Annotated in this window: 20 protein-coding genes and 1 tRNA gene; 7 read left to right on the top strand and 14 right to left on the bottom strand. The window is 71.6% G+C overall.

Annotated elements, in window-relative coordinates:
* Position 1: 1 nt before the first annotated feature.
* Together GB864_RS11580 and GB864_RS11575 are read right to left on the bottom strand one after the other, a co-directional pair.
* On the bottom strand, positions 2-352 hold the full coding sequence (locus GB864_RS11580) for a hypothetical protein (RefSeq protein WP_160425189.1): 351 nt from the start codon (positions 350-352) through the stop codon (positions 2-4).
* Between the two features lie 149 nt (positions 353-501).
* Complete coding sequence (locus tag GB864_RS11575) at positions 502-993, bottom strand: FBP domain-containing protein (RefSeq protein WP_160425188.1); 492 nt, start codon at positions 991-993, stop codon at positions 502-504.
* 320 nt (positions 994-1313) lie between these two features.
* On the opposite strand from GB864_RS11575, the gene GB864_RS11570 reads away from it, so the two are divergent.
* Positions 1314-1931 (top strand): dihydrofolate reductase family protein, encoded by a 618-nt coding sequence (locus tag GB864_RS11570; protein WP_160425185.1) that lies wholly within the window; start codon positions 1314-1316, stop codon positions 1929-1931.
* A gap of 19 nt (positions 1932-1950) precedes the next feature.
* Here the strand turns inward: GB864_RS11570 and GB864_RS11565 are convergent, their stop codons facing one another.
* The 4 genes from GB864_RS11565 to GB864_RS11550 form a co-directional block, all read right to left on the bottom strand.
* A complete protein-coding gene (locus GB864_RS11565) occupies positions 1951-2751 on the bottom strand; it encodes an ABC transporter permease (protein ID WP_160425182.1) in 801 nt (266 codons plus the stop codon).
* A 7-nt stretch (positions 2752-2758) separates the two neighbouring features.
* A complete protein-coding gene (locus GB864_RS11560; RefSeq protein ID WP_160425180.1) occupies positions 2759-3649 on the bottom strand; it encodes an ABC transporter permease in 891 nt (296 codons plus the stop codon).
* Between the two features lie 173 nt (positions 3650-3822).
* Positions 3823-5004 carry an ABC transporter substrate-binding protein gene (locus tag GB864_RS11555; protein WP_160425178.1) on the bottom strand — a complete coding sequence of 394 codons (1182 nt, stop codon included), beginning with the start codon at positions 5002-5004 and terminating at the stop codon, positions 3823-3825.
* Positions 5005-5130: 126 nt separating this feature from the next.
* Complete coding sequence (locus tag GB864_RS11550; RefSeq protein WP_160425176.1) at positions 5131-6177, bottom strand: ABC transporter ATP-binding protein; 1047 nt, start codon at positions 6175-6177, stop codon at positions 5131-5133.
* A 98-nt stretch (positions 6178-6275) separates the two neighbouring features.
* Here GB864_RS11550 and GB864_RS11545 point away from each other — a divergent pair, with 98 nt between their 5' ends.
* Positions 6276-7079, top strand: a complete 804-nt coding sequence (locus GB864_RS11545; RefSeq protein ID WP_160425175.1) for a FadR/GntR family transcriptional regulator — start codon at positions 6276-6278, stop codon at positions 7077-7079.
* Between the two features lie 20 nt (positions 7080-7099).
* Entirely contained in the window at positions 7100-7867 is a 768-nt protein-coding gene (locus GB864_RS11540) for a cache domain-containing protein (protein ID WP_160425172.1), read from the top strand.
* A gap of 225 nt (positions 7868-8092) precedes the next feature.
* On the opposite strand, the gene GB864_RS11535 is transcribed toward GB864_RS11540, so the two are convergent.
* From GB864_RS11535 to GB864_RS11515, 5 genes are all read right to left on the bottom strand, one after another.
* Entirely contained in the window at positions 8093-11104 is a 3012-nt protein-coding gene (locus GB864_RS11535; RefSeq protein ID WP_202107177.1) for a glycosyl hydrolase 53 family protein, read from the bottom strand.
* A gap of 165 nt (positions 11105-11269) precedes the next feature.
* Positions 11270-12160: a sugar ABC transporter permease gene (locus GB864_RS11530; protein ID WP_160425170.1), complete on the bottom strand. Its 891-nt coding sequence runs from the start codon at positions 12158-12160 to the stop codon at positions 11270-11272.
* Positions 12160-13779, bottom strand: a complete 1620-nt coding sequence (locus tag GB864_RS11525; protein ID WP_336603972.1) for an ABC transporter permease subunit — start codon at positions 13777-13779, stop codon at positions 12160-12162. The genes GB864_RS11530 and GB864_RS11525 overlap by 1 nt, the downstream gene beginning before the upstream one ends.
* 176 nt (positions 13780-13955) lie before the next feature.
* Positions 13956-15176, bottom strand: coding sequence for a sugar ABC transporter substrate-binding protein (locus tag GB864_RS11520; RefSeq protein ID WP_160425167.1), 1221 nt, complete (start codon positions 15174-15176; stop codon positions 13956-13958).
* 140 nt (positions 15177-15316) lie between these two features.
* A complete protein-coding gene (locus GB864_RS11515; RefSeq protein ID WP_336603971.1) occupies positions 15317-17386 on the bottom strand; it encodes a beta-galactosidase in 2070 nt (689 codons plus the stop codon).
* Between the two features lie 130 nt (positions 17387-17516).
* On the opposite strand from GB864_RS11515, the gene GB864_RS11510 reads away from it, so the two are divergent.
* Positions 17517-18533, top strand: a complete 1017-nt coding sequence (locus tag GB864_RS11510; RefSeq protein WP_160425163.1) for a LacI family DNA-binding transcriptional regulator — start codon at positions 17517-17519, stop codon at positions 18531-18533.
* Between the two features lie 70 nt (positions 18534-18603).
* Here GB864_RS11510 and GB864_RS11505 read toward each other — a convergent pair whose 3' ends face one another.
* From GB864_RS11505 to GB864_RS11495, 3 genes are all read right to left on the bottom strand, one after another.
* Positions 18604-19491, bottom strand: coding sequence for a glycosyltransferase family 2 protein (locus GB864_RS11505; RefSeq protein ID WP_336603970.1), 888 nt, complete (start codon positions 19489-19491; stop codon positions 18604-18606).
* Positions 19492-19497: 6 nt separating this feature from the next.
* Complete coding sequence (gene dcd, locus GB864_RS11500; RefSeq protein ID WP_160425161.1) at positions 19498-20103, bottom strand: dCTP deaminase; 606 nt, start codon at positions 20101-20103, stop codon at positions 19498-19500.
* A 115-nt stretch (positions 20104-20218) separates the two neighbouring features.
* Positions 20219-21094 (bottom strand): hypothetical protein, encoded by an 876-nt coding sequence (locus tag GB864_RS11495; protein WP_160425159.1) that lies wholly within the window; start codon positions 21092-21094, stop codon positions 20219-20221.
* Positions 21095-21221: 127 nt separating this feature from the next.
* Between GB864_RS11495 and GB864_RS11490 the strand changes: the two genes are divergently transcribed.
* The 3 genes from GB864_RS11490 to GB864_RS11480 all read left to right on the top strand — a co-directional run bounded on the left by GB864_RS11490 (position 21222) and on the right by GB864_RS11480 (position 22613).
* Positions 21222-21295: transfer RNA gene (locus tag GB864_RS11490), tRNA-Gly, on the top strand.
* Positions 21296-21430: 135 nt separating this feature from the next.
* The gene (locus GB864_RS11485) at positions 21431-21853 is read left to right on the top strand and encodes a DUF1801 domain-containing protein (protein WP_160425156.1); all 423 of its coding nucleotides are present in this window, start codon (positions 21431-21433) and stop codon (positions 21851-21853) included.
* Between the two features lie 115 nt (positions 21854-21968).
* Positions 21969-22613 (top strand): histidine phosphatase family protein, encoded by a 645-nt coding sequence (locus GB864_RS11480; RefSeq protein ID WP_160425154.1) that lies wholly within the window; start codon positions 21969-21971, stop codon positions 22611-22613.
* Positions 22614-22782 lie beyond the last annotated feature (169 nt).

The raw sequence follows: 22782 nt of genomic DNA, 5'->3' as shown, positions 1-22782 counted from the left end.
ATCAGTCGAAGAAGCGGTTCGCGCGCTTCGTGAAGAGCAGCACGATGCCGATGATCGGCAGCACCGCCGACCAGATGCCGGTCCAGAAGTACCCGGCGAAGATCAGGAACACCGACGTGATGATGTTCAGCACGAACACGATCGTCACGATGGTCCGGGCGCTGGGATCGCCGCGCAGCAGCCCGATGCTCACGACGATGGTGATGAAGCCGAGCAGGATCGACCACAGCGCGCCCCAGATGCTCACGCCGCCCGGGATGAGCTGGAACACCCCCGACACGATCTGCAGCGCGCCCGAGATCCAGGCGATGACGGCGACGAGCGTGACCCCGACGGGACGCGGACCTGACATGGTTCCCCCTTCCGGCGACCTCCCCCAGGTCGCGGATGCTCTGAGGCTACTCCGACCGGCGGGCGCCCCGCTCGCCAGATCGCCGGCCGGGACGGCATCCGCTTCGACCGGCGGGTGGGACCGGATGCGGGCATCCGGTCCCCCCACGCTCACTCGGCCCCGACGACGTCCGCGACGAAGGCCCGCACGTGCTCCGCGAGCGCCTCGATGCGGCGCAGGCGGGCCGCCTCGACGTCGAAGCCGATGTAGGCCGTCGGCGGTCGCTTGCGCGCATTCGCCGAGCACTCGAAGTCGGCGCACACGAGGGTGCCGATGGTGTCGCCCTTGCGTCCGGCCGCGCCGGCGCGCTTAGCGCCGTAGAACACGACGTCGTTGGGCAGGTGCACGTCCTCGCACCACGAGCACTGCGGGCGGGTGCGCGAGCGCGCCTCGGTCTGGCGCAGCAGCACGCCGACGAGTGCGCCGTCGAGCTCGACGACGACGTAGCCGACCTGGGGCTGCTTGCGGTCGCGCCAGCCGAGGAAGTCGCGCCGGTCCCAGTCGAGGTCGCCGAAGTCGGCGGGGAGCACGAGCTGGTCGCGCTCGCGCTTGGAGGCGTTGACGAAGGAGGCGCGGATCTGCGCCTCGGTGAGGGGAAGCATGGAGTTCTCTCCGTTTCGGGTGCGCGCGGCGGCGCCGCTGCGCGAAGGTCGATGAGCGTTGACGGATGCCCGTGCGGCGGGCCGCGGCCGAGGCATCCCGGCGAGCGCGACGGCGCGCCGGAGGGGCGGGCGGAGCCGGATCGGCCGCCCGCGGGGTCAGCGGACTCTGGTGCCGGCGCGCTGCGCGCCGGCGACCTCCTCACGCCCGAGGGGCGTCGTGAACGGATGCACGAGGGCGAGTGTACGCCGCCCGGCTGGAGGGGTTCCGGGAAGCGCGGGCTCCGGGTAGCGTGCGAACGCCGACGACGGAGGGGCCGAGGATGACCGGACGCATCGTGATCGACTTGTTCACCACGCTCGACGGGGTGTCGCAGGCCCCCGGCGGGCCGGAGGAGGACCCCGAGGGCGGCTTCCCGTTCGGCGGGTGGCAGGCGCCGCTCTTCGACGAGGCCGTCGGCCGCCAGGTCGGCGAGGGCATGGAGCGCATGGACGCGCTGCTGCTCGGCCGGAAGACCTACGACATCTTCGCCGCGTACTGGCCGCAGCACGCGGGCCAGGACTTCGAGATCGCCGACCTCTTCAACCGCATCCCGAAATACGTCGCCTCGCGGGGGACGCCCGTTCTCGAGTGGGCCGGCACGACGCAGCTCGGCCCCGACCTCGCAGCCGAGGTCGCCGCCCTCCGCGAGCGGCACGAGGAGGTGCACGTCATCGGCAGCCTCGACTTCGTGCACTCGCTCTTCGACGCGGGACTCTTCGACGAGCTGAAGCTCTGGGTGTACCCGCTCGTGCTCGGCCAGGGCAAACGGGTCTTCCCCGAGGGCTCCGCCCCGACGACGCTCCGGCCGCTCGGTCCGCCCGAGGCGGGCGAGGTCGCCGTGCTGCTCCGCTACGCCCCCGCCGGCCCGGTGGCCACGGGCGACATGGACGAGCGCTGATCGGCCTGGGCGACCGCCGTCATCGGCCGGGTTTCGTGTCGCCGCCGAGCTTCTGCGCGATCGCGATCGGGATGATCGACACGAGCACGAGCACGACCGCGATCACCGAGACGACCGGCGCCTGGTTCGGCCGGAACATGTTGTTCAGGATGTAGATCGGCAGCGTCGTCACGCCGGAGCCCGCGGTGAACGTCGTCACGATGATCTCGTCGAACGACAGGGCGAAGGCCAGCAGGGCGCCGGCGAGCAGCGCACCGCGCAACTGCGGGAACGTCACGAGCCGGAAGGTCGTCCACACGCCCGCACCGAGATCCGCGGAGGCCTCTTCGAGCGAGGTCCCCTGGCGGCGCAGTCGCGCGATGACGTTGTTGAAGACCGTCACGATGCAGAAGGTCGCGTGGGCGATGACGACGGTCCAGATCGAGAGCGGCACCCCCATGATCGTGCGGAAGAAGTTGTTGAGCGCGATGCCCGTGACGATGCCGGGCAAGGCGATGGGCAGGATGAACAGGAGCGAGATCGCATCCCGCCCGAAGAACGCGAAACGCTGCAGGGCGAACGAGACGAGCGTGCCGAGCACGAGGGCGATCGCCGTCGAGACGATCGCGACGAGGACGCTCGTGAGCACGGCATCCAACGCCCCTTCGCTCTGGAACGCCCGCCCCCACCACTCGAGCGTGAAGCCCGGCGGCGGCCACGCGAGCGCCGTCGACGTCGAGAAGGAGTTGACGAGCACGACGGCGAGCGGCAGGTACACGACGACGAGCACGAGCGCCGTGACGACGCCGAGCGCGATGCGCGTGGTTCGCGAGAGTCGCATCCTGCTCCTAGAGGTTGTTCAGCGCACCCGTGCGGCGCACGAGGGCGAGGTAGCCGAAGATGATGACGATCGGGATGAGCGCGATCGCGCTCGCGAGCGGCAGGTTGTTCGCCGCGCCGACGTTCGTGTAGACGAGGTTGCCGAGCATCTGGTTCGCGCCGCCGACGATGTTGACCGTGATGTAGTCGCCGAGCGAGAGCGAGAAGCTGAAGATCGTGCCGGCGATGATCGAGGGCCACACGAGGGGCAGCACGACGAGTCGCAGCGTCGCCCACGACTTCGCGCCGAGGTCGCCGGAGGCCTCGAGCATCGAGTCGGGCACGCGGGAGAATCCGGCGTGGATCGGCAGGATCACGTACGGCAGCCAGAGGTAGGCGAGGGTGATGACGACTGCGGTGAGCCCGTAGCCCGGGGTCTCCAAGCCGAACGGCGTCAGCAGCCATTGCAGGATGCCCTCCTGCGAGAGCACCGACCGCCAGGCGTACGCCTTCACGAGGTAGCTCGCCCAGAGCGGCAGCAGCACCAGGACGATGAGGATGCGCTCCCAGCGGGCGCTCGCGACCTTCGCCATGAAGAACGCGACCGGCACCGCGATCACGACGTCGACGATCGTCACGAGCAGCGCGACGCCGACGGTGCGCAGGGTGACCGTCTGGTAGAGCGCGCCGGTCACGACCTCGACGATGTTGTCCCACGTGAACTCGGTCGTGATCTGCCCGGTGAAGCTGTCGACCGACCAGAACGCCGTCACGAGCAGCAGCACGAGGGCGACGATGTAGACGATCGCCATCCACGCGACGGGCGCGGTGATGAGCAGCGCGAGGCGCACCCTCGGGTGCGTCGACAGCGTCGAGGAGAGGCGGCGCGCGAGCGTCGGCCTCGGTGCGGCGATGGTCATGCGGTTCCTTTGCTCGTTCCGCAGGTCGAGTAGCGACGAAGGAGCGTATCGAGACCCGGTGAGGATGCCCGCCGGAGCCCGGAAGGGACATCCTGCGGGGGTCTCGATACGCGCTTCGCGCTACTCGACCGACGGACGGGGTGCACTACTCGACCAGCGAGTGGGGGATGCGGCTAGCCCTTGATCTCCGCCCAGGCCTCAGTCCAGCCGGCGTAGTCGACGCACTCGACGTCGGTGCGGCCGTCGAGGCACTCGGCGATGGGCGTCGACCAGTACCAGATCTGCGACGCGTACTCCTCGTCACCCGCGTGGTACGCCTCGCAGTCGGTGCGGAACTCGCACGCGGCGTCGCTCGAGGGCGCCTCGCCGAAGTAGCCGGTCGCGGCCGCGTTGGCCTCGGGGCTGGCGATGTAGTCCAGCCACGCGTAGGCGCAGTTCGGGCTCTTCGCCTCCGACGCGATCATCCACGTGTCGGACCAGCCCGTGGTGCCCTCGTCGGGCAGCACGACCGCGGTCGGCACGCCCTCGGCCTCGAGGGAGTTCTGGATGACCTGCCAGCTCGTGCCCACGACCGAGTCGCCAGTCGTGAACGCCTGGGCCTGCTTGAGGTAGTCGCTCCAGTACTCGCCGATGTTCGCGCGCTGCGCCTTGAGCAGCTCCACCGCGGCGTCGAACTGCTCCTGGTCGAGCGCGTACGGGTTCTCGATGCCGAGGTCGGGCTCGTGGGCCATGAGGTAGACGGCGGCGTCGGCGATGTAGATCGGCGAGTCGTACGCGGTCACCTTGCCGGCGTAAGCGTCCGAGGCGTCGAAGACGACGTCCCACGACGTGGGCGCCGGGGTGACGAGGTCGGTGCGGTACTGCAGCAGGTTCGCACCGTAGCCGTGGGGGATGCCGTACGAGACGCCGTCGACCGAGTTCCACGGCTGCATCTTCAGGAAGTCGTAGATGCCGTCGTAGTTCTCGAGCAGGTCGGTGTTGACGGGGGCGACATCGCCCGCGGCGACGAGTCGGAGCGACGCGTCGCCGGAAGCGGCGACGACGTCGTAGTCGCCGGACTTCATGAGGTTGAACGCCTCGTCGGAGGTGCCGTAGACCTTCGAGGTCACCTCGCAGCCCGTGGCCTCTTCGAAGGGCGTGACCCAGTCGACCTCGGGGTCGTTCGAGCCGTCCTCGACGTAGCCCGGCCAGGCGAGGAGCGAGACCGTGCCTTCGGTGTCGCCGAGCTCGGTCATGGCTTCGTCGGTGGCCGTGCCGCCGCCGCCGGAGGTGCCGCAGGCGGCCAGGACGGCGATCGAGGCGATCGCGAGTCCGACCGTCGCGCCGCGGCGCGCGGTGCGATGGATGCGCTTCATGATGCTGCTCCTTCTCTCAGTGGGCGGTGCCGGGGGTGGTGCGCTTTTCGCGGGTCGAGTAGCGGCGAAGCCGCGTATCGAGACCGGGCGCGCCGAGGTGCGGGATCTCGATACGGCGCTGCGCGCCTACTCGATCAACGGGCTGGACAGCGGGACGACGTCGGCGTCGTGCCAGACGACCAGGACGCGTTCGCCGCGCCGGTCGACGAAGGTGCGGTGGCGGTCGTTCTGCTCGAGCACGCTGACGCGGGCGCCGCCGTCGAGGTCGACGACGACGCGGTTGCCGGTGCCGAGGTAGATCGTCTCGACGACAGTGCCGGCCGCCGTCCGCTCCCCGTCGCCGGTCGGCGCGGTCGCGTCGGCCGGGGCGACGACGAGCTTCTCGGGGCGGATGCTGTGGACGCCGGTGCGCCCGAGGAGCGCGCTCGAGCGTTCGGCGTCGAAGAGGTTGGACGTGCCGACGAAGTCGGCGACGAACTTCGTCGCGGGCTGCTCGTAGAGCTCCTGCGGGGTGCCGAGCTGCTCGATCCGGCCGTCGTGGAAGACGGCGACCCGGTCGGAGAGCGTGAGCGCCTCCTCCTGGTCGTGGGTCACGAAGATGAACGTGATGCCGAGGTCCCGCTGGATCTGCTTGAGCTCGACCTGCATCTGCTCGCGGAGCTTGAGGTCGAGGGCGCCGAGCGGTTCGTCGAGGAGCAGCGCTTTGGGCTGCACGACGGTCGCGCGGGCGAGCGCGACGCGCTGACGCTGCCCGCCCGAGAGCTGGGCGGGCTTGCGGTCGGCCAGGCCGTCGAGGCGCACGGAGGCGAGGGCGGCACGGGCGCGCTCGTCGCGTTCGCGCTTGCGCACCCCGCGCACGCGCAGCCCGTAGCCGACGTTGTCGAGCACGCTGAGGTGGGGGAAGAGCGCGTAGTCCTGGAAGACGGTGTTGACGTCGCGGTCGAACGGGGCTTTGCCGGAGACGTCGCGGCCGAAGAGCTCGACGACGCCCTCGGTCGGCTGCTCGAAGCCCGCGATGAGCCGCAGCACGGTCGTCTTGCCGGAGCCGGACGGCCCGAGCATGGAGAAGAACTCCCCCGCGGCGATCTCGAGATCGACGTGGTCGACGGCGGTGACGGACCCGAAGTCCTTGGTCAGTCCGCGCAGCCGGATCGCCGGGACGGCGTCGCTCATGGGCATCCTCTCGGTCGCGTACCGGTAATCATATGGAGCCAGATGGTTGCGGCAAGGGGGTCGGTGTTACGGTCGTGTCACGGATGCAGGAGGAAGCGATGCCGCACACGACCGGACGGGCCGACACCGCGCGCGCGGTCGTCTTCTCGCCGCTCGACGGCGTCGGCCGCGCCGAGCTCGTCGCCCGCCGGCTCACGGACGCGATCGTCACGGGCGTGCTGCACGACGGCGAACGGCTGCCGAGCGAATCCCAGCTCGCACGCTCGCTCGGCGTCGCGGTCGTGACCGCCCGCGAAGCGCTCGAATCGCTCCGCGACCAGGGTCTCCTGCAGACGAAGCGCGGGCGCGAAGGCGGCTCGTTCGTCACCTTCGACACGGATGCCTCGGCGCGGATGCTCGCCGAGCGGCTGCGGGGCACGAGCCGCATCGAACTGCGCGACCGCTCCCTCTTCGCGAGCGCCATCGCCGGCACCGCGGCCGAGGTCGCCGTCGACCGGGCGAGCGACGACGACCTCGCGGCCCTCGAGGAGATCGACCGCACCGCCGACCGTGCCACGACGGCCGGCGCCCGCCGCGCCGTGGGCCGGTTCCAGCTCGAGGTCGCGGCGATCAGCCAATCGCCCCGGCTCGTGCGCGAGGAGCTGCGCATCCAGGCCGAGACCGGTTCGCTGCTCTGGCTGAGCCTGCGCGAACCCGCACGCCGCGACCGCGCCCACGAGGTGCGCCGAGGCGTCATCGCCGCGATCCGGGCCGGCGACGCCGACGCGGCGCGGCACCGCACCGTCGAGCACATCCGATCCGCCACCGAGTGGCTCATCGACGAGAAGCACCGCCTCGACGCGGCGGCCCGGACCGAAACATCGCCGTCATCCGGGGGCGGCACACTCCCACCCACCGATTGACCGTTCGAAGGAGCCTGCGGATGTACGTCGACGTCGACCTGCCCGCACGGGATCTCGCCACGCGCATCGCGGCCGTCCTCGACCCGGTGTTCGCCGCCGTCGACGACTGGGCCGAGCGCGTCGGCGGCGCGCTCGCCCGCCTCGGCGACGCGCATCTGCCGCCCACCGCGGCCGAGCTCGATCCGCTCGTCCACGACCTCGTCGCGCCCGCGCTCCAGGAGCCCGACTCGCTCGTCACCGGCGCCGGACTCGTCGCCGCGCCGCACTTCCTGGCCGACCGGCCCTGGCATCTCGCCTGGTGGCAGTCCGCCGGCTCCGGCGAGCTGCGGCGCCTCGCCGTCGAGACCGACCCCGAGGCCGACGCGTTCCGCGACCACACCGCGCTCGAGTGGTGGCGCGGGCCGCTGCGCGAAGGGCGCAGCCACGTCACCGGGCCCTACGTCGACTACCTCTGCACCGACGACTACACCGTGACGATCACCACCCCGGTGCGCTTCGCGGGCATCATGGCCGCCGTCGTCGGCGCCGACCTCTACGTCGAGCGGCTGGAGCGGGTGCTGCTGCCCGTCATGGAGGCGTCCGGCCAGCCCGCGACGCTCGTGAACGCCTCGGGTCGCATCATTGCCTCCGCCGATGCCCGGCTCGCCACCGGCGCCCTGCTGCGCCGCGACGGCTTCGCCGCGGCGCGCGACCGGGCGCACGAGGCATCCGGCCCGGTCGTGCTCGACGGCGCCACGACGCTGCAGGCCTGCGGCGACACGAGCCTGCTGCTCGTCATCGGCCGCTGAGCCGGCCCGGACCGCCGGTCGAGCAGCGACCGCACGCGGTCGAGTAGCGGAGCGTATCGAGACCAGGCGACCTGCCCCGCGACTGTCTCGATACGCTCCTTCGTCGCTACTCGACCAGCGACTGCACGCCGGTCGAGTAGCGGAGCGTATCGAGACCAGGGGACCTGCCCCGCGAGTGTCTCGATACGCTCCTTCGTCGCTACTCGACCAGCGACGGAAGCGGGCTCAGTCGCCCACGCGCACCAGCCGCACCTCGTCGACGGCGCCCCAGGCGCCGGCCGTGAGGTCCCACTCGATCGCGATCGAGACCGAGTCGCCGGCGTCGACGCGGAAGCCCGCGGTCTCGGCCGTGCGGAACTCGTTCCAGCCGTCGAGGGCGATCGGTGCCACCGCGACCTCGTCCGCCGCGTCGGCGCGGAGCCCGGCAGCCTGGGTTTCGAGCGTCGCGGCGCGCGACTCGAGCAGGTCGGCGGCGAGGCGCAGCGGCTTCGCGAGCACCTTCAGGCCGAGCTTCTCGAGCTTCGCGGCGGCGGCGTCCAGCGGTGCGGCGGCCGAGCGGAGGCTCGCGGCCTGACGCTCGAGCGTCGCGGCGCGCGCCGTGAGCGACGCGGCGTCGGCCTGTGAGACCGTCGCCGAGATGCGCAGTTCGTCGCCCGCCTGCTCGGCGTCGCCCTGCACGGTGCTGCGCAGCACGTAGGTTCCGGCCGGCAGCCCGGCGACGACCTGCGTCGCCGAGCCGGCGTAGTCCGCGTCGGACCAGAGCACGAGCGCGCGCGAGCCCGCGGCGGCGTTGTCGCTCGCACCGATCGTGCCGCCGGTGCCGGCGACGGTCCACGCGGTCGACGCGGCATCCTCGAACCCGGGGTCGAGCGCGTGGTTGCGCTCGAGCACGGTGACCGCGAGGGTCGCGGCGAGACCGTCCTCCGTCACGCCGGCGAGCGTGAACTCTCCGACGCCGACGATCGTCTCGGCGCCGCTCCACGTCACCGCGCGCGACGCCGTCGTGCCGTTCGGGTAACGCACCGAGACGGTCGCGGGCAGCACGATCGGGTCGCCGTCGACGAGTTCGACGGCGGCCGGGGCGACGACGGGGTCGGGAGCCTCCCCGACGGCGACGAGCCCGGCGAGGGTGGACTCGAGCCCCGTGCGGGCCGCATCGACGGCGCTCTGCGCGGGCGACTGCGCCCCGAGGACGACCTCGGCGATCTCGACCGCGGCGTCGAGCGCGGCGACCGACTCGGGCGTGAAGGCGTCGCGCGCGACGCCCTCGGCGGTGGCGACCGCCGCGACGAGGGCCGCGGTGTCGGCGGGCGCCGCGGGTGCGTGCACGAGCTCGACGTCGTCGATCGTGCCCCACGCCCCGGCGGGGAGCGAGAGCTCGATGCGCACATCGGCGATGCCGTCGGCGCCGACGGTCACGGCCGCCGTCTGCGGCGTCGACCACACGCGCCAGCCGTCGAACGAGAACGGCGCGGCCGCGCCGGCGCCGCCGGAAGCGAGCACGAGGTTCGCGGTCGCCGAGGCATCCGCGCCGCCGCCCTGGAGCGCCGCCCGTGCGACGTACTCGCCCGGCTCGATGCCGCTCACCTGCTGCGAGAGCGTGAAGGAGTACGCGGCGCCGGAGTAGAAGTGCGTCGAGCGCACACCGCTCTTCGGGTCGTCCCAGGCGCCGACGGTCACGCCGGTGCCGGTTGCGGTCCAGCCGGTCGCGCCGTCCTCGAAGCCGGGGTTGGCGAGGAGGTTCTCGGCGAGCACGACGACCGCGGCCGTCGCGGCGTGACCGCTCGCGGTCGTGCCGGAGACGGTGTACGAGCCGGGGCCCGAGATCCAGTCCGCGGCGCCCGACCACGTCACGGCTTCGGCAGCGACCGAGCCGTCGTTGTACTCGACCTCGACGGTCGCGGGCAGCGCGAGCGTCTCGCCCTCGGCGACCGTCAGCGAGACCGGCCGCACCGCGGTGACCTCGAGCGGGGCGACGGCGCCCGTGCGGGCGTAGGCGAAGACGTTGAGCGACTCGAGCGGGGTGCCGTCGAACGCGAAGAGCGCCTGGTTGTCCCACGCGGAGCCGCCGTACCACTGGCCGGCGTCCTCGGGGTCGTACTCGCCGGCGTAGCTCGTCGCCCAGCCGGAACCGTCCCGCTCCCACTTCACGGCGTTCGCCGCGACGTCCGAGGCCGGGCCGACGGGCAGCCAGGCGGGCTCCCAGTAGAAGACGCCGATGCCGTGCTCGCCGACGTCGGCGACCGCCTTGATGACGTCCTGGACGGCGTTCGCCTGGCCCTGCACGCTCACGGGGTACTGCGTCGCCTCGCTCGCCAGGTCGATGGTGTTGGTGTGGCCGTCGCCGTCCTCGAGCGTGGACGCCCACGAGGTCTCCGCGACGAGGACGTCCTTGCCGTACGTGTCGGCGACCTGCGAGAGCACGCTCGTGAGGTTGTCGATCGTGCCGTGCCAGTACGGGTAGTACGAGGAGGCGAACACGTCGTAGTCGACGCCGCGGGCGTCGAGGGCGGCCGCGACGCTCGCGTAGAAGCCCGCGCGCTCGGGGTTCGTGAAGTGCAGCGCGACCTCGGCGTCCGGCAGCACGCTGCGCACGGCGGCCGACCCGGCCGAGAAGACCTGCGCCATGCCGTCCCAGCCGCTCACGCCCGCGACGGCGTTGTTGGTCTCGTTGCCGATCTGCACCATCTCCACGTCGACGCCGGCGTCCTCGAACTGCTGCAGCGCGGCGGTCGTGTACTCGCCGACGGCGGTCGCGGTCTGCGCGACCGTGTAGCCCGCCCACGCCTTCGGCGCCTGCTGCTTGGCCGGGTCGGCCCAGAAGTCGGAGTAGTGGAAGTCGACGAGCACGCCGAGCCCGGCCGCGGTCGCCCGCTCCCCGATCTCGACGGCGCGGTCCACGTCCACGTCGCCGCCGCCGTAGCCGTTGCCGGCCGCGTCGAACGGGTCGTTCCAGACGCGCACGCGCACGTCGGTGATGCCGGCATCGGCGAGGACGTCGAAGAGGTCGGCGGGCTGCCCGTCCGCGTCGCGGAAGACCACGCCCGACTCCTCGAGCGAGAGCACGCTCGAGACGTCGACGCCGTTCATGAAGTCGGCCGGCAGGTTCTCGACCTTGTCGACGACGATGCCGGCTTCCACCGGTCCGTCGTCGGCCGCGGCCGGGAGTGCCCCGGTCAGCGGGACGGCGAGGGCGGCCGCGAGGGCGCCGACGCCGAGGGTGCGGACAGTGCGCATGAGGATGCTCCGATCTCCATCGATCAACAGGGACTCGCGGGCGCGTTCGGGCGCGACCGGGATACCTCGCGGCCCGGCCGGTGCCGGGCCGCGAGGGCGGTGCGGGTACTGCAGGGGGTCTGCGGGGGCGTCGGCGTCAGGGCATCCGCTCGGATGCCCGTCGGCTCAGCCCTTGACGGCGCCGGCGGTGAGCCCGCCGACGATGTAGCGCTGGAGCGCGAAGAAGATCACGAGAACGGGGATGGCCGCGATGATCGCGCCGGCGGCGAAGAGGCCCCACCTCGAGCTCAGCTGGTTCGACACCCACTGGTACATGCCGACCGCCAGGGTCCAGTTGTCCTCGGAGACGAGCACGATCCTCGAGATGATGTAGTCGCCGAAGGCCGCGACGAACGCCAGCAGCCCGACGACGGCGAGGATCGGCACGACGAGCGGGAAGATGAGCCGCCAGAAGATCTGGGCGTGGCTCGCGCCGTCGATCTTGGCCGACTCGTCGATCTCCATCGGGATCGTGTTGAAGAAGCCGTACATCAGGAACGTGTTCGTGCCGAGCGCGCCAGCGAGATAGATGCAGATGAGCGAGATCTTCGAGTTCAGGCCGAGCGCCGGCACGACCTCGCCGATCGCGAGGAGCATGAGGAAGATCGCCACGAACGCGAGCGCCTGCGGGAACATCTGCACGAGCAGCAGCGTCGTGAGCCCGACGCGGCGACCGGTGAACCGGAAGCGGGAGAACGCGTACGCCGCCGCGGCGCCCATGAGCACCGCGCCGATCGACGCGGTGACGCCGATGATGAGGGTGTTGGCCACCCAGGTCCAGTAGTACGTGTCCGAGAGCGCCGTGTAGTTCTCCAGCGACACCGTGCTGAAGAGCTCGGAGCTGCCCGCGAGCGAGCCCTTCGGGTTGAGCGACGCCGAGAGGATGTACACCAGCGGGAACACCGCGAAGAAGATGATCGCGGCGGCGAAGACGTACTTCCAACCGACCTCGGCGATCCAACGACGACGACGGGTCCGGGTGCGCGACGGGGTGCGCTCGGTGGTGGCTGCGGACATCAGAACTCCTCCAGCTTGCGGGTCTGTCGGAAGGCGAGGGCCGAGATGACGCCCACCACGATGAACACGATGATCGAGAGCGCGCTGGCGAGGCCGAAGTCCGCAGCGCCCTGGCTGACGCCGGCGATGTCGTAGATCGCCGAGATCAGGATGTCGGTCGCGCCGAGCGCGTACGGAGCCCCGGGTATGCCGGGACCGCCGTTGTTGAACATGTAGATGACGGTGAAGTTGTTGAAGCTGAACGCGAACGACGAGATGAGCAGCGGCCCGGTGGAGACGAGCAGCAGCGGCAGCACGATCGCGCGGAACTGGCGGCTGCGTCCGGCGCCGTCGATCGAGGCGGCCTCGAGCGTGTCGGCCGGCAGCGACTGGAGCGCGCCCGTGCAGACGAGGAACCAGTACGGGTACGACAGCCAGATGTTGACGAACAGCACGGCGCCGCGCGCGAGCCACGGATCGCCGAGCCAGTTGATGTCGGCCCCGAAGAAGAACAGGTCGTTGATGATGCCGAACTCCGCGTTGAACATGCCGCGGAAGAGCAGTGCGGCCATGAACGCCGGGAACGCGTACGGGAGGATGAACAGCGTGCGGAGGAAGCGGCGGCCGCGCACCCGCGGGTCGTTGTAGACGAGCGCGAAGAGCAGGCCGAGCCCGAAGCTGATCGCGACCGAGAGGATCGCGAAGGCGAACGTCCACGCCGTCACCGAGAGCAGCGCGCCGGCGAGCGCCGGGTCGGTGAAGAGCCGTGCGAAGTTGTCGAAGCCGACGTTCACGTACCAGCCGGCGGGCAGCCGCTCGCCGTCCTCGGAGACGAAGGAGCCCCGGTCGGTCGCGTGGTAGACCGTGCCGGTCTCGGTGTCGGTGATGGTGTCGGCCGCCTCGTCCCACACGAGGGTGGAGAGGTAGATCGAGCCGGTGGTGCCGTCGCGCGTGCGGACGGAGCCGTCGTTCGGGTCGTCGGAGACGGGCACGCGGAGCGCGACGACGTCCTCCTGGATGGCCGGGTCGGTGAGCACCTCGGTGCGGGGCACGACGGTCCAGCCGGCGACCTCGGTCGGGGCGCCGGTGCTGCCGATCTCGGCATCCTCGACCTGCTCGAGCGGCTGCGTCTCGGTGCCGACCTGCACGTCGCCGTCGCCGTCGACCACGGCGAAGCCGAGCTCGCCGCCGAAGCCGCGGACGACCGAGAGGGGATAGGTGGGCGAGTCCTCGACGCGCCGCTCGCCCTGGATGAGGGCGGCGTTGACGGCCTGCTCCTTCGTGCCCGCGTGACCGCTGCCGTAGTTCGTGAAGGCGATGTAGCCCGTGTACACGAAGATGAAGACCTGGAAGATCAAGAGGAACGACAGGCCCGGCAGCAGGTACTTGAGCGGCAGCGCCTTCTTGGTGAAGTAGACGACGTCGGCGATGACGAGCAGCGCGATCATCACGCCGGCGATGAGCCAGGACTCCGAGCCGATCGCGGAGAAGATCACCATCAGGCCGAAGGCGTTGACGAGCGCCATCAGCACGAGCTTGACGATGAAGCCCCAGCCGGGTCCCCGCCAGCTGCGAGCGTGGGACTCGCGCGCGTCCGGGTCCGGACGCTGCTGCTGCTCGGTGCGCTCCTGAAGCGTCACTTCGACTCCTTCTCCCAGCGGTGGTGCTGGCTGCGGTGGTGCTGTGCGTGGTGCTGACTGCGTGGTGCTGACTGCGTGGTGCTTCGGATACTGCGCGACGAACGCTTCGGGCGGCGCGCGGCGCGCAGCATCCGGAGCAGGCCGACGGCGGATCAGCGTCGCCGGCCCGCAGCGGACTAGCCGGCGATCGCGGCCTCGAGGTCGGTGACCATCTTGTTCCACGTCGCGACGGGGTCGGCGCCGTTGATGATCTGCGTCTCAGCGGCGTTCCAGAGGTCCCACACCGAACCCATCTCGGGGATCGAGGGCATGGGCACGCCGTTCTTCGAGGACTCGACGAAGCCCGCGATGATCGGGTCGGAGGAGACCTCCTCGGCGAGGGACGACCACGCCGGGATGCGCGGGTCGGCCTCGTAGAGGGCGCGCTGTGCGTCCTCGGTGCCGAGGTAGTTCACGAGGAAGTCCTGCGCGAGCAGGGCGTTCTTGGACTCCGAGCTCACGTAGAAGCCCTGCACGCCCACGAACGGCGCAGCCGTCTCGCCGCCGGCCGACGGGATCGGGTTCACGGCGACGTCGACGTCGGTGTACGAGGAGATCGCCCACGGGCCCTGGACCGTGTAGGCCGCCTTGCCCGAGTTGAAGAGCTCGTTGTTGATGTCGTAGTCGACCGTCGTGGAGATGTAGCCGGTGCCGGCCGAGCCGTTGGCGCCGAGCCAGGTCGCGAAGGCCTCGCCGTTCGCGCCGCCCATGCCGACCTCGGTGGTGTACGAGCCGGTGTCGTCCTGCACGAACACGGGGGCGCCGAAGGACGTCTGGAAGCCGTACATCGTGTAGCCGTCGCCGGTCTCGCCGTTGGTGCTGATGACGAGCGGGCGCTCCGCGCCGGAGGCGAGGCCCTTCTGGATCATGTCGTCCCAGGTGGCCGGGGCGTCTTCGCCGACGAGGGCCGTGTTCTGGATGAGGGCGATCGTCTCGAGCGAGTAGGGCAGCGCGTAGAGCTGGCCGTCGTAGGTCATGGCGTCGATGGCGACCTGCTCGAACTCGCCGGCCTTGTCGCCGAGGTCGATCGTGTCGACGACGCCCGCGGCGACGAGCGCGCCCAGCCAGTCGTGCGCGCCGACGGTGATGTCGGGGCCCTCGCCCGTGGGGACCTGGGCGATGAAGTCCGCCCGGATGTCCTCGAAGTTCTTCTGGACGAGCTCGATCTTGGTGCCGGTCTCCTCCTCGAAGGCGGCCGCGGCGTCGGTGATCGCCTGCGAGCGCTCCTCGTCGGTCCAGATGGTGAGGGTCGCGCCCGAGGCGTCGTCCGTCGTCTCCGAGTCGCCGCCGCCGGCGCAGCCGGCGAGGATGAGGGAGGACGCGAGAGCGAGCGCGCCGAGTCCCAGGTACTTCCGCATGGTGGTTCCTTCCATGTGGGTCGCCGCGCGAACGTCGGTGTCGCGCCGTCACGACCGGTCGTGGTGCCGAGCCGGGTTCGGCTCGACGGGGTATTCGGTTGTCTGTGCTGGTGGATCGCGCCGTCCGAGGACGGCCGACCTCACGCGCCGGAGCGCGCGGTCGTCGTCAGGATGGGAGACCACCCCCTCTCGGCGGGCTGCGCCGTGCGGACCACGGCGACCGTGCCGCCGGGGATCCGGAGCGCGCCGTCGGTCTCGGTGCCGGAGCCGAGCTCCACCCCCGCGACCTCGAGCAGCGCCTCGTCGTCGGCGTGGTTCACGGCGACGACGTAGTCGGCGTCGGCACCGCGCCGGGTGACGACCTCGAGACCGGCCGGATGACCGGCGGGCGCGAGTCCCGCATCCGCCAGGGCCGCCCGCAGGACGGTGCGGATGCCGGTGCCGTCGAGGCGGGCGCTCACGTACCAGGCCGCGCCGGCGCCGTGGACGTTCCGCGTGATCGCGGCGCCTCCGACGCCGGGGCCGGACGAGTAGGCGGCGACGACGTCGGCCGTCCCGGCCTCGATCGCCTCGTTCCACGCGTCTGCGGTGAGCTCGAGGGCGGCGCCGTCGTGCTCCCAGGCCAGCGCGCTCGTGTCGCCGAGCCGCAGCGGGAGGTGCTCCTCGACGCGGAGGCCGAGCACCGTCTCGAGCGGGGCGGCGAAGCCGCCCTCGTGCACGCGGTCGTGCTCGTCGACGACGGCCGAGAAGGGCCCGACGACGAGGATGCCGCCGCGGGCGACGTACTCGGTGAGGTTGTCGGCGTCGGCCACGCTGAGCAGGTACTGCGCGGGCGCCACCACGAGTCGGTACTTCGAGAGGTCGTGGCCGGGGAGCGCGAAGTCGACGGTGATGCCGTCGCCCCAGAGCTGCTCGTAGTAGTCGCGCACCTGCTGGCGGAAGCCGAGGTCGATCGAGGGACGCCAGGGCAGCTCCTGCGCCCACATGGACTCCCAGTCCCACAGCACCGCGACGTCGGCGACGACCTCGGAGCCGCGCACCTCGGCGAGCGAGCCGAGGGTCGCGCCGAGCTCGACGACCTCGCGCCAGACGCGCGACCGGGTGCCGGCGTGCGGCAGCATCGCCGAGTGGAACTTCTCCGGCCCGAGCCGGGAGGCGCGCCACTGGAAGAACATGACGGCGTCGGCGCCGCGGGCGAGGTGCGTCATGGAGTTGCGGGCGAGCTCGCCGGGGAGCTTCGCGACGTTGCGCTCCTGCCAGTTGACGGCGCCCGTCGAGTGCTCCATGAGCATCCACGGCTTGCCGCCGCCGACGGAACGGGTCAGGTCGGCCGCGATGGCCAGGCCGAGGTGGTTGTCGCGGTCGGCGGCCACGAGGTAGTGGTCGTCGGCGACGATGTCGACCTCCTGGGCCCACGCCCAGAGGTCGGTGTTCCACGACTGGTTGGCCATGAAGTTCGTCGTGATCGGCTGGCTCGCGCGGGCGCGGATCGCATCGCGCTCGAGGATGAAGCACTCGCGGATGCGGTGGTCGGTGAAGCGGGCCCAGTCGAGCGACTGCGACTGGTTCGGCACCGACGCCGTGTCGATCGGCGCCTGGATCTGCTCCCACGCGCTGTAGTGCTGGCCCCAGACCGCGGTGCCCCAGGCGGCGTTGAGGCCGTCGAGGTCGCCGTAGCGCTCCTGCAGCCACTCGCGCCAGGCGGCGATGGACGCCGGGCCGAAGTCTTCGCCGACGGGCACGCCGTACTCGTTGTGGACGTGCCAGAGCACGACGGCGGGGTGGTCGGCGTAGCGGTCGGCGAGGGCGCTCGCGATGCGGACGATCGCCTCGCGGTAGGCGGGCGAGGAGTGCGAGGCCATGCCGCGCGAGCCGGGGCCGTGCAGGCGTCCGTCGCGCTGGAGCGGACGCGCCTCGGGGTACTTGGTCCAGAACCAGGCGGGCGGCGCGGCGGTCGGGGTGCCGAGGTCGACGGCGATGCCGTTGGCGTGCAGCAGGTCGAGCAGTTCGTCGAGCCAGGCGAAGTCGAAGACGTGCTCGTCGGTCTCGATGAGCGCCCACGAGAAGATGCCGACCGAGACGAGGTTGACTCCGGCCTCGCGCATGAGGCGGACGTCCTCATCCCATACCTCGCGGGGCCACTGCTCGGGGTTGTAGTCGCCGCCGTAGGCGATCCCGAGAGCGCTCGGAAGCGGGGGTGTTGCCGGCACTGGATGCTCCTTCGGATCGCGACTGTGACCGGTCCCAGTGTGCAACACCCCGCGCTGGAATGGAAATGCGGGATTGTGTCCGTTATCGGAATGTGACCGGTCCCAGGTCCGCCCGGTACAGTCGCCTGACATGGACGAGCTCGCGCCGATGCGCCGGAAACCCACGATCCGCGATGTCGCGAGCGTCGCGGGCGTTTCCCGGACGACCGTCTCGCGCGTCGTCAACGGCGGGCGCTGGGTGTCGCCGGATGCACGCCGGGCGGTCGAGACCGCGATCGCCGCCACCGGCTTCACCGCCAACCACCACGCCCGCAGCCTCGCCACCGGCCGCGCCGACTCGGTGGCGTTCCTCCTGACCGAGCCGCAGCATCTGCTCTTCAGCGACCCGAACTTCGCGCTGCTGCTGCGCGGCGCGGCCGCCGCACTGGCGGCACGAGGCAAGACCCTCGTGCTGCTCGTCGCCGGCACCGCGGCCGAACGGACTCGGGTCCAGGAGTACGTCAGCGCGGGGCACGTGGACGGCGTGCTGCTCGTCTCCCCGCACGAGTCGGACCCGCTGCCCGCATCCCTCCGCCGCGCGGGCGTGTCGACGGTGAGCTGCGGACAGCTGCTGGGACTGCCGGGCGAGGTCCCGACGGTGAGCATCGACGAAGCCGCCTCCGCCCGGGCGATGACGCGCCACCTCCTGGGCCAGGGGCACCGCCGCATCGCGATGATCGCGGGCCCCGTGGACACCCCCGGCGGGCGCTACCGGCTGGAGGGGTTTCGGGAGGCCCTCGGTAACGCCTTCGACCCGTTGCTCGTCGAGGCGGGCGACTACAGCTTCGCGTCCGGCGCGAGCGCGATGACCCGGCTCCTCGGACGGGACGCCGGGATCGACGCCGTCTTCGCGGCCTCCGACCTCATGGCGGCCGGTGCGCTCTCGGCGCTCCGGCAGGCGGGCATCCGCGTGCCCGAGGACCTCGCCGTCGCCGGCTTCGACGATTCGGGGATCGCCGCCGCGCAGGAGCCGCCGCTCACGACGATGCGACAGCCGTGGGACCGCATCAGCGAGACCATGGTCGGGATGCTCCTCGACGTCGTCGACGGCGTCCCGCGCCGGCCCGTCATCCTGCCGACCGAGCTGGTCGTCCGCGCGAGCGCCTGAGGCGCATGCACCCGACGGTCGTTACGACACCGCACTCGAGGGTGTCGATCCTCGGGCGGTCGGGCTCGTGTCAGTCCGTCGGCCGCGCGGCCCGACGAGTCGCGATGCGCACGGCGGCCGCCATGCCGCCGTCGCCGTAGCTCACCTCGCCGACCTCGAGCGCGGGATCGGCGGCGACGAGGTCCTCCCAGCGTCCGTCGGCGGCGATCGCCCGAGCCTCCAGCGCGAGCAGCGCCTCCCGGAGGTGGCGCTCGAAGAGCGGCCGATGCCGGTCGATGAGCTCGCCGTAGCGATCGAGCCGCCCGGCCATCGAGCGCAGATTCGAGGATGCGGGCGCGGTGCGGTACTCGATGAGGGGCTCGGGCACGATCCCGATCGCCCCGCCGTCGGCGAGCAGCGCGAGGAAGAAGTCCCAGTCCTCGAACCCGGAGCGCATCGACTCGTCGTACCCGCCGCACGCGGCCCAGGCGTCCCGCCGCAGCAGCACGGCCGCGGGGGCGGCGTTGCGGTGCAGGAAGTGGACGGCAGTGCCGCCCGCTGGCCGCACGACGGCGTCGATCGCGCCGTGCGCGTGCAGCCACGACGAGGCCGCACGGAGCTCCGGTTGCTCGTCGAGCAGGGCCGCCGTGCGCTCGAGGAACGTCGGTGCGAACGCGTCGTCGCCGTCGAGCACCGCGACGAGTGCCGTCCCCGCCGCGGCGATGCCCGTGTTGCGGGCCGCGCTCACGCCGCCGTTCGGGCGGTGCAGCACCCGGCATCCGAGGCCGCGATCGGCCGCGAGCCGGTCGAGGACCGCGAGCGAAGCGTCATCCGTCGACCCGTCGTCGACCACGAGGATCTCGACCGGCCGGAGCGTCTGGCGCCGGACCGAGGCGACGGCGTCGGCGACGAGCTCACCCTGGTCGAACGCCGTGACGACCGCGGTGATGCTCGGGGCGCCTCCCGCCGGCCGGGCCACGGCGAGTCAGGCGCCGGTCGCGCCGGCGTCGGTGACGGAGACGTCCACGCGGTGGAAGTTCTGCGCCGAGCGCGAGGCCGTCGGGCCCCGCTGGCCCTGATAGCGGCTCGAGTACTCGGCCGAGCCGTACGGGCGCTCGGCCGGCGACGAGAGCCGGAAGAAGCACATCTGCCCGATCTTCATGCCCGGCCAGAGCTTGATCGGCAGCGTCGCGACGTTCGAGAGCTCGAGCGTGACGTGGCCGGTGAAACCCGGGTCGATGAAGCCCGCCGTCGAGTGGGTGAGCAGGCCCAGCCGGCCGAGCGAGCTCTTGCCCTCGAGGCGCGCGGCGACGTCGTCGGGCAGCGACACCGACTCGTACGTGGACGCGAGCACGAACTCGCCGGGGTGCAGCACGAACGCCTCGTCGGCGCCGACCTCGAGGAGGTGCGTCAGCTCCGGCTGGTCCTCGGCCGGGTCGATGAAGGGGTACTTGTGGTTGTCGAACAGCCGGAAGTACCGATCGAGCCGCACGTCGACCGACGAGGGCTGCACCATCGAGGCATCCCACGGTTCGAGGGCGACGCGCCCGCGCTCGATTTCGTCCTTGATGTCGCGATCCGAGAGCAGCACCCGGCCAGCCTACAAGGGCGTCCGCGGATGCTCCGCGCACGTGTCGGCGTCCGGAGACGGACGGCGGGAGCGGGTCCCGTCGCGTCCCACGGCGACGGCCCCGAGCGGCGACGGCTCAGTGCGGCGGCGCCAGCGCGTCGTCGTCGAGCAGCGCCGTCGACGACGCGCAGCCGAGCTCGCCCGGTTGGAGCTGCTCGGGCGCGAGGTGGAGGCGATCGACGGTGCCGCTCTCGGCACGCAGCAGCAGGCAGTCGTCCGCGTCGCCCATCGCCAGTCCGATGCGTTCGCCCTCGCGCTCCACGTGCACCGCTGCCGCGATCTCTCGCTCGCCCGTCGGAACGGCGAGCTGCGCCGCGACCGCCTGCTCGAGCTCGGCCGCAGTCTCCTCGCCCGCCCCCGCGAGCACGGCGGTCGCGACGGCTTCGGCGTTCTCCGGCACCACGATGATCGCCCGTACGTCGGGTTCGGGCTCGACGCTCACGAGCTCGTCGGGGCACTCGGTGTCCGCGGCGATCGCCGCCGTCTCATCCCACCCTGCCGCAGGTCCCCATCGATCGAGCTCGAGCCGGAAGCAGCGCGTCCGCTCCTCCCCGGCCTCGCTCGAGAGGACCCTGATGTCGGTGGCGAGCACGAGCGAGCCGACCGGGTCGTTCCACCCGGCATCCTCGGCGGGCTCGATGGCGACGAGCCGCAAGCCGCCCGCCTCGACGGGGCTCGGCATCCGCGGATCGCCGGACGACATCGGCCCCGCGCCGGTCCCGACGAGTTCCGGGACCGCCCGCCGCGCGTACTCCTGGAGCGCGTCGCTCGGATCCTCGAGCCCGCTCTGATCGGCGATGCCCGCGATCTCCCGCGCGATGTCCGCGGCCTGTCCGCGCACGGCGAGTTCGGCCGGATTCAGCTCGGCACCCCCCGGTGCAGCGCAGCCGACGAGCACGAGCACCGCGCCGACCGCGACGGCGGCGCCGATCCCTGTGATGCGATTCCCCATGCCCTCAGCCTGTCCGAAGCAGGATGCCCGCAGCGGCACGTGTCCCGCCCGCAGCGCCGCGCGCCGCCGATGCGGCGATCCCGTCCGCCGTTGCTAGGATGATCCGGACGCCGCGCGAGCGGCGCACGCCGATGTAGTTCAATGGCAGAACTTCTGCTTCCCAAGCAGACAGCGCGGGTTCGATTCCCGTCATCGGCTCCACAACGAGAACCCCGGTCATGCCGGGGTTTTCCGGTTTCCGAGCCGGGCTCTGCGAGGCAGCGGGCGGAGCGAATCTCGCGGCTCGTGGCGCCGGCATGCGAGCATCGACGGAGATCCGCATGAGGAGGAACGGCCATGGCGACCAAGCAACCGGCGATGACCCCGTCCGATCTCCCCGTCGAGACGGTCCTCGACAAGGCGACCGGACCCCGGCGCTCCGAGGTCGACGAGTTGCTCGAACTCCACGCCGAGGTCAGCGGCGAGGAACCGGTCGTGTGGGCGGGCCGGATCATCGGGTTCGGCGAGTTCGAGTACCGCTACGAGTCCGGCCACGGCGGGCGATCCCCGCTCCTCGCGTTCGCCCCGGGAGCCTCGAAGCACACGATCTACCTGGCCACCGGCTTCGCCGAGCGCTGGCCGGAGCTCCTGGAGGACCTCGGTCCGCACACGGCGAGCACCGCGTGCCTCTACCTCACCCGATTGACCGGTGTCGACCGCGCGGTGCTGCGCGATCTGCTCGAGCGCTCGCTCGCGGATTCCCGAGGGAACGCGGTCTGAGCGCGGTCCGCGTCGGCAGCTTGTGCGCGAGGATCCCGGGACGGCTGCCATCCGGATTCCCACCGCAGCGGCTGACGCGCTCGTCGCCATCCGCCGGGCGTCGTAGCCTGGCGACGTGACCACCTTCTTCCTCGCACGGCACGGTGAAACCGTGTGGCATGCCGACCATCGCTACGCCGGCAACTCCGATGTCGCGCTCACCCGACATGGACTCGGGCAGGCGGCGGCCCTCGGCGCTTGGGCCGTGGATGCCGAGCTCGACGCGATCGTCTCGTCGACGCTCTCCCGTGCGCGACGCTCGGCGGCCCCCTCCGTCGAGACCACCGGTCTGCCGCTTCGCACGGATGCCCGGCTCGTCGAGATCGACTTCGGCGTCGCCGAAGGGCTCACGCCGGACGAGCTCGCCGAGCGCTACCCCGACGAGTGGGCGGCGTTCTGCCGTGCGCCGGCGTCGTCGCCGCTCCCGGCAGCCGAGTCCGGGCGGGCCGGAATCGAGCGGGCCCTGCCGGTCCTCGACGAACTCGTCGACGAGTTCCCCGACGGCCGCATTCTCATCGTCGCGCACGCGACGCTCATCCGCCTGCTCTTCTGCGAGCTCGCGGGCATGGATCCGGACGGCTATCGGGACCTGCTGCCCGTGCTCGGCAACTGCACGGTGACGACGATCGTCTATCCGTGGGCGACGGAATCGGATGCCGCGGGACACCCCCGGATCCGGTTGCTCGGGTTCGACGTGCCGCCCTCGCGCGCCGGCCGCTGAGCCGGCTCGCCGCGGGCATCGTTCGCCGTCGGCGCCGGCGGCGCTCCCGGCGGCTCTCCACCGGGAGTGGCGTGTTAAAGCACGAACGCCCCCGGCCGTGTGGCTCGGGGGCGTTCGTTGAATGGGTGTCCGGCGGTGTCCTACTCTCCCACAGGGTCGCCCCTGCAGT

The sequence above is a fragment of the Agromyces seonyuensis genome (assembly GCF_009789225.1).
GTDB lineage: Bacteria > Actinomycetota > Actinomycetes > Actinomycetales > Microbacteriaceae > Agromyces > Agromyces seonyuensis.
The sequence above is the reverse complement of the archived record's forward strand: the minus strand, read 5'-3'. Positions and strand labels throughout refer to the sequence as shown.

Coding starts and splice junctions, on each gene's coding strand:
- GB864_RS11580 (WP_160425189.1), bottom strand. CDS start 352: ATGTCAGGTCCGCGTCCCGTCGGGGTCACGCTCGTCGCCGTCATCGCC.
- GB864_RS11575 (WP_160425188.1), bottom strand. CDS start 993: ATGCTTCCCCTCACCGAGGCGCAGATCCGCGCCTCCTTCGTCAACGCC.
- GB864_RS11570 (WP_160425185.1), top strand. CDS start 1,314: ATGACCGGACGCATCGTGATCGACTTGTTCACCACGCTCGACGGGGTG.
- GB864_RS11565 (WP_160425182.1), bottom strand. CDS start 2,751: ATGCGACTCTCGCGAACCACGCGCATCGCGCTCGGCGTCGTCACGGCG.
- GB864_RS11560 (WP_160425180.1), bottom strand. CDS start 3,649: ATGACCATCGCCGCACCGAGGCCGACGCTCGCGCGCCGCCTCTCCTCG.
- GB864_RS11555 (WP_160425178.1), bottom strand. CDS start 5,004: ATGAAGCGCATCCATCGCACCGCGCGCCGCGGCGCGACGGTCGGACTC.
- GB864_RS11550 (WP_160425176.1), bottom strand. CDS start 6,177: ATGAGCGACGCCGTCCCGGCGATCCGGCTGCGCGGACTGACCAAGGAC.
- GB864_RS11545 (WP_160425175.1), top strand. CDS start 6,276: ATGCCGCACACGACCGGACGGGCCGACACCGCGCGCGCGGTCGTCTTC.
- GB864_RS11540 (WP_160425172.1), top strand. CDS start 7,100: ATGTACGTCGACGTCGACCTGCCCGCACGGGATCTCGCCACGCGCATC.
- GB864_RS11535 (WP_202107177.1), bottom strand. CDS start 11,104: ATGCGCACTGTCCGCACCCTCGGCGTCGGCGCCCTCGCGGCCGCCCTC.
- GB864_RS11530 (WP_160425170.1), bottom strand. CDS start 12,160: ATGTCCGCAGCCACCACCGAGCGCACCCCGTCGCGCACCCGGACCCGT.
- GB864_RS11520 (WP_160425167.1), bottom strand. CDS start 15,176: ATGCGGAAGTACCTGGGACTCGGCGCGCTCGCTCTCGCGTCCTCCCTC.
- GB864_RS11510 (WP_160425163.1), top strand. CDS start 17,517: ATGGACGAGCTCGCGCCGATGCGCCGGAAACCCACGATCCGCGATGTC.
- GB864_RS11495 (WP_160425159.1), bottom strand. CDS start 21,094: ATGGGGAATCGCATCACAGGGATCGGCGCCGCCGTCGCGGTCGGCGCG.
- GB864_RS11485 (WP_160425156.1), top strand. CDS start 21,431: ATGGCGACCAAGCAACCGGCGATGACCCCGTCCGATCTCCCCGTCGAG.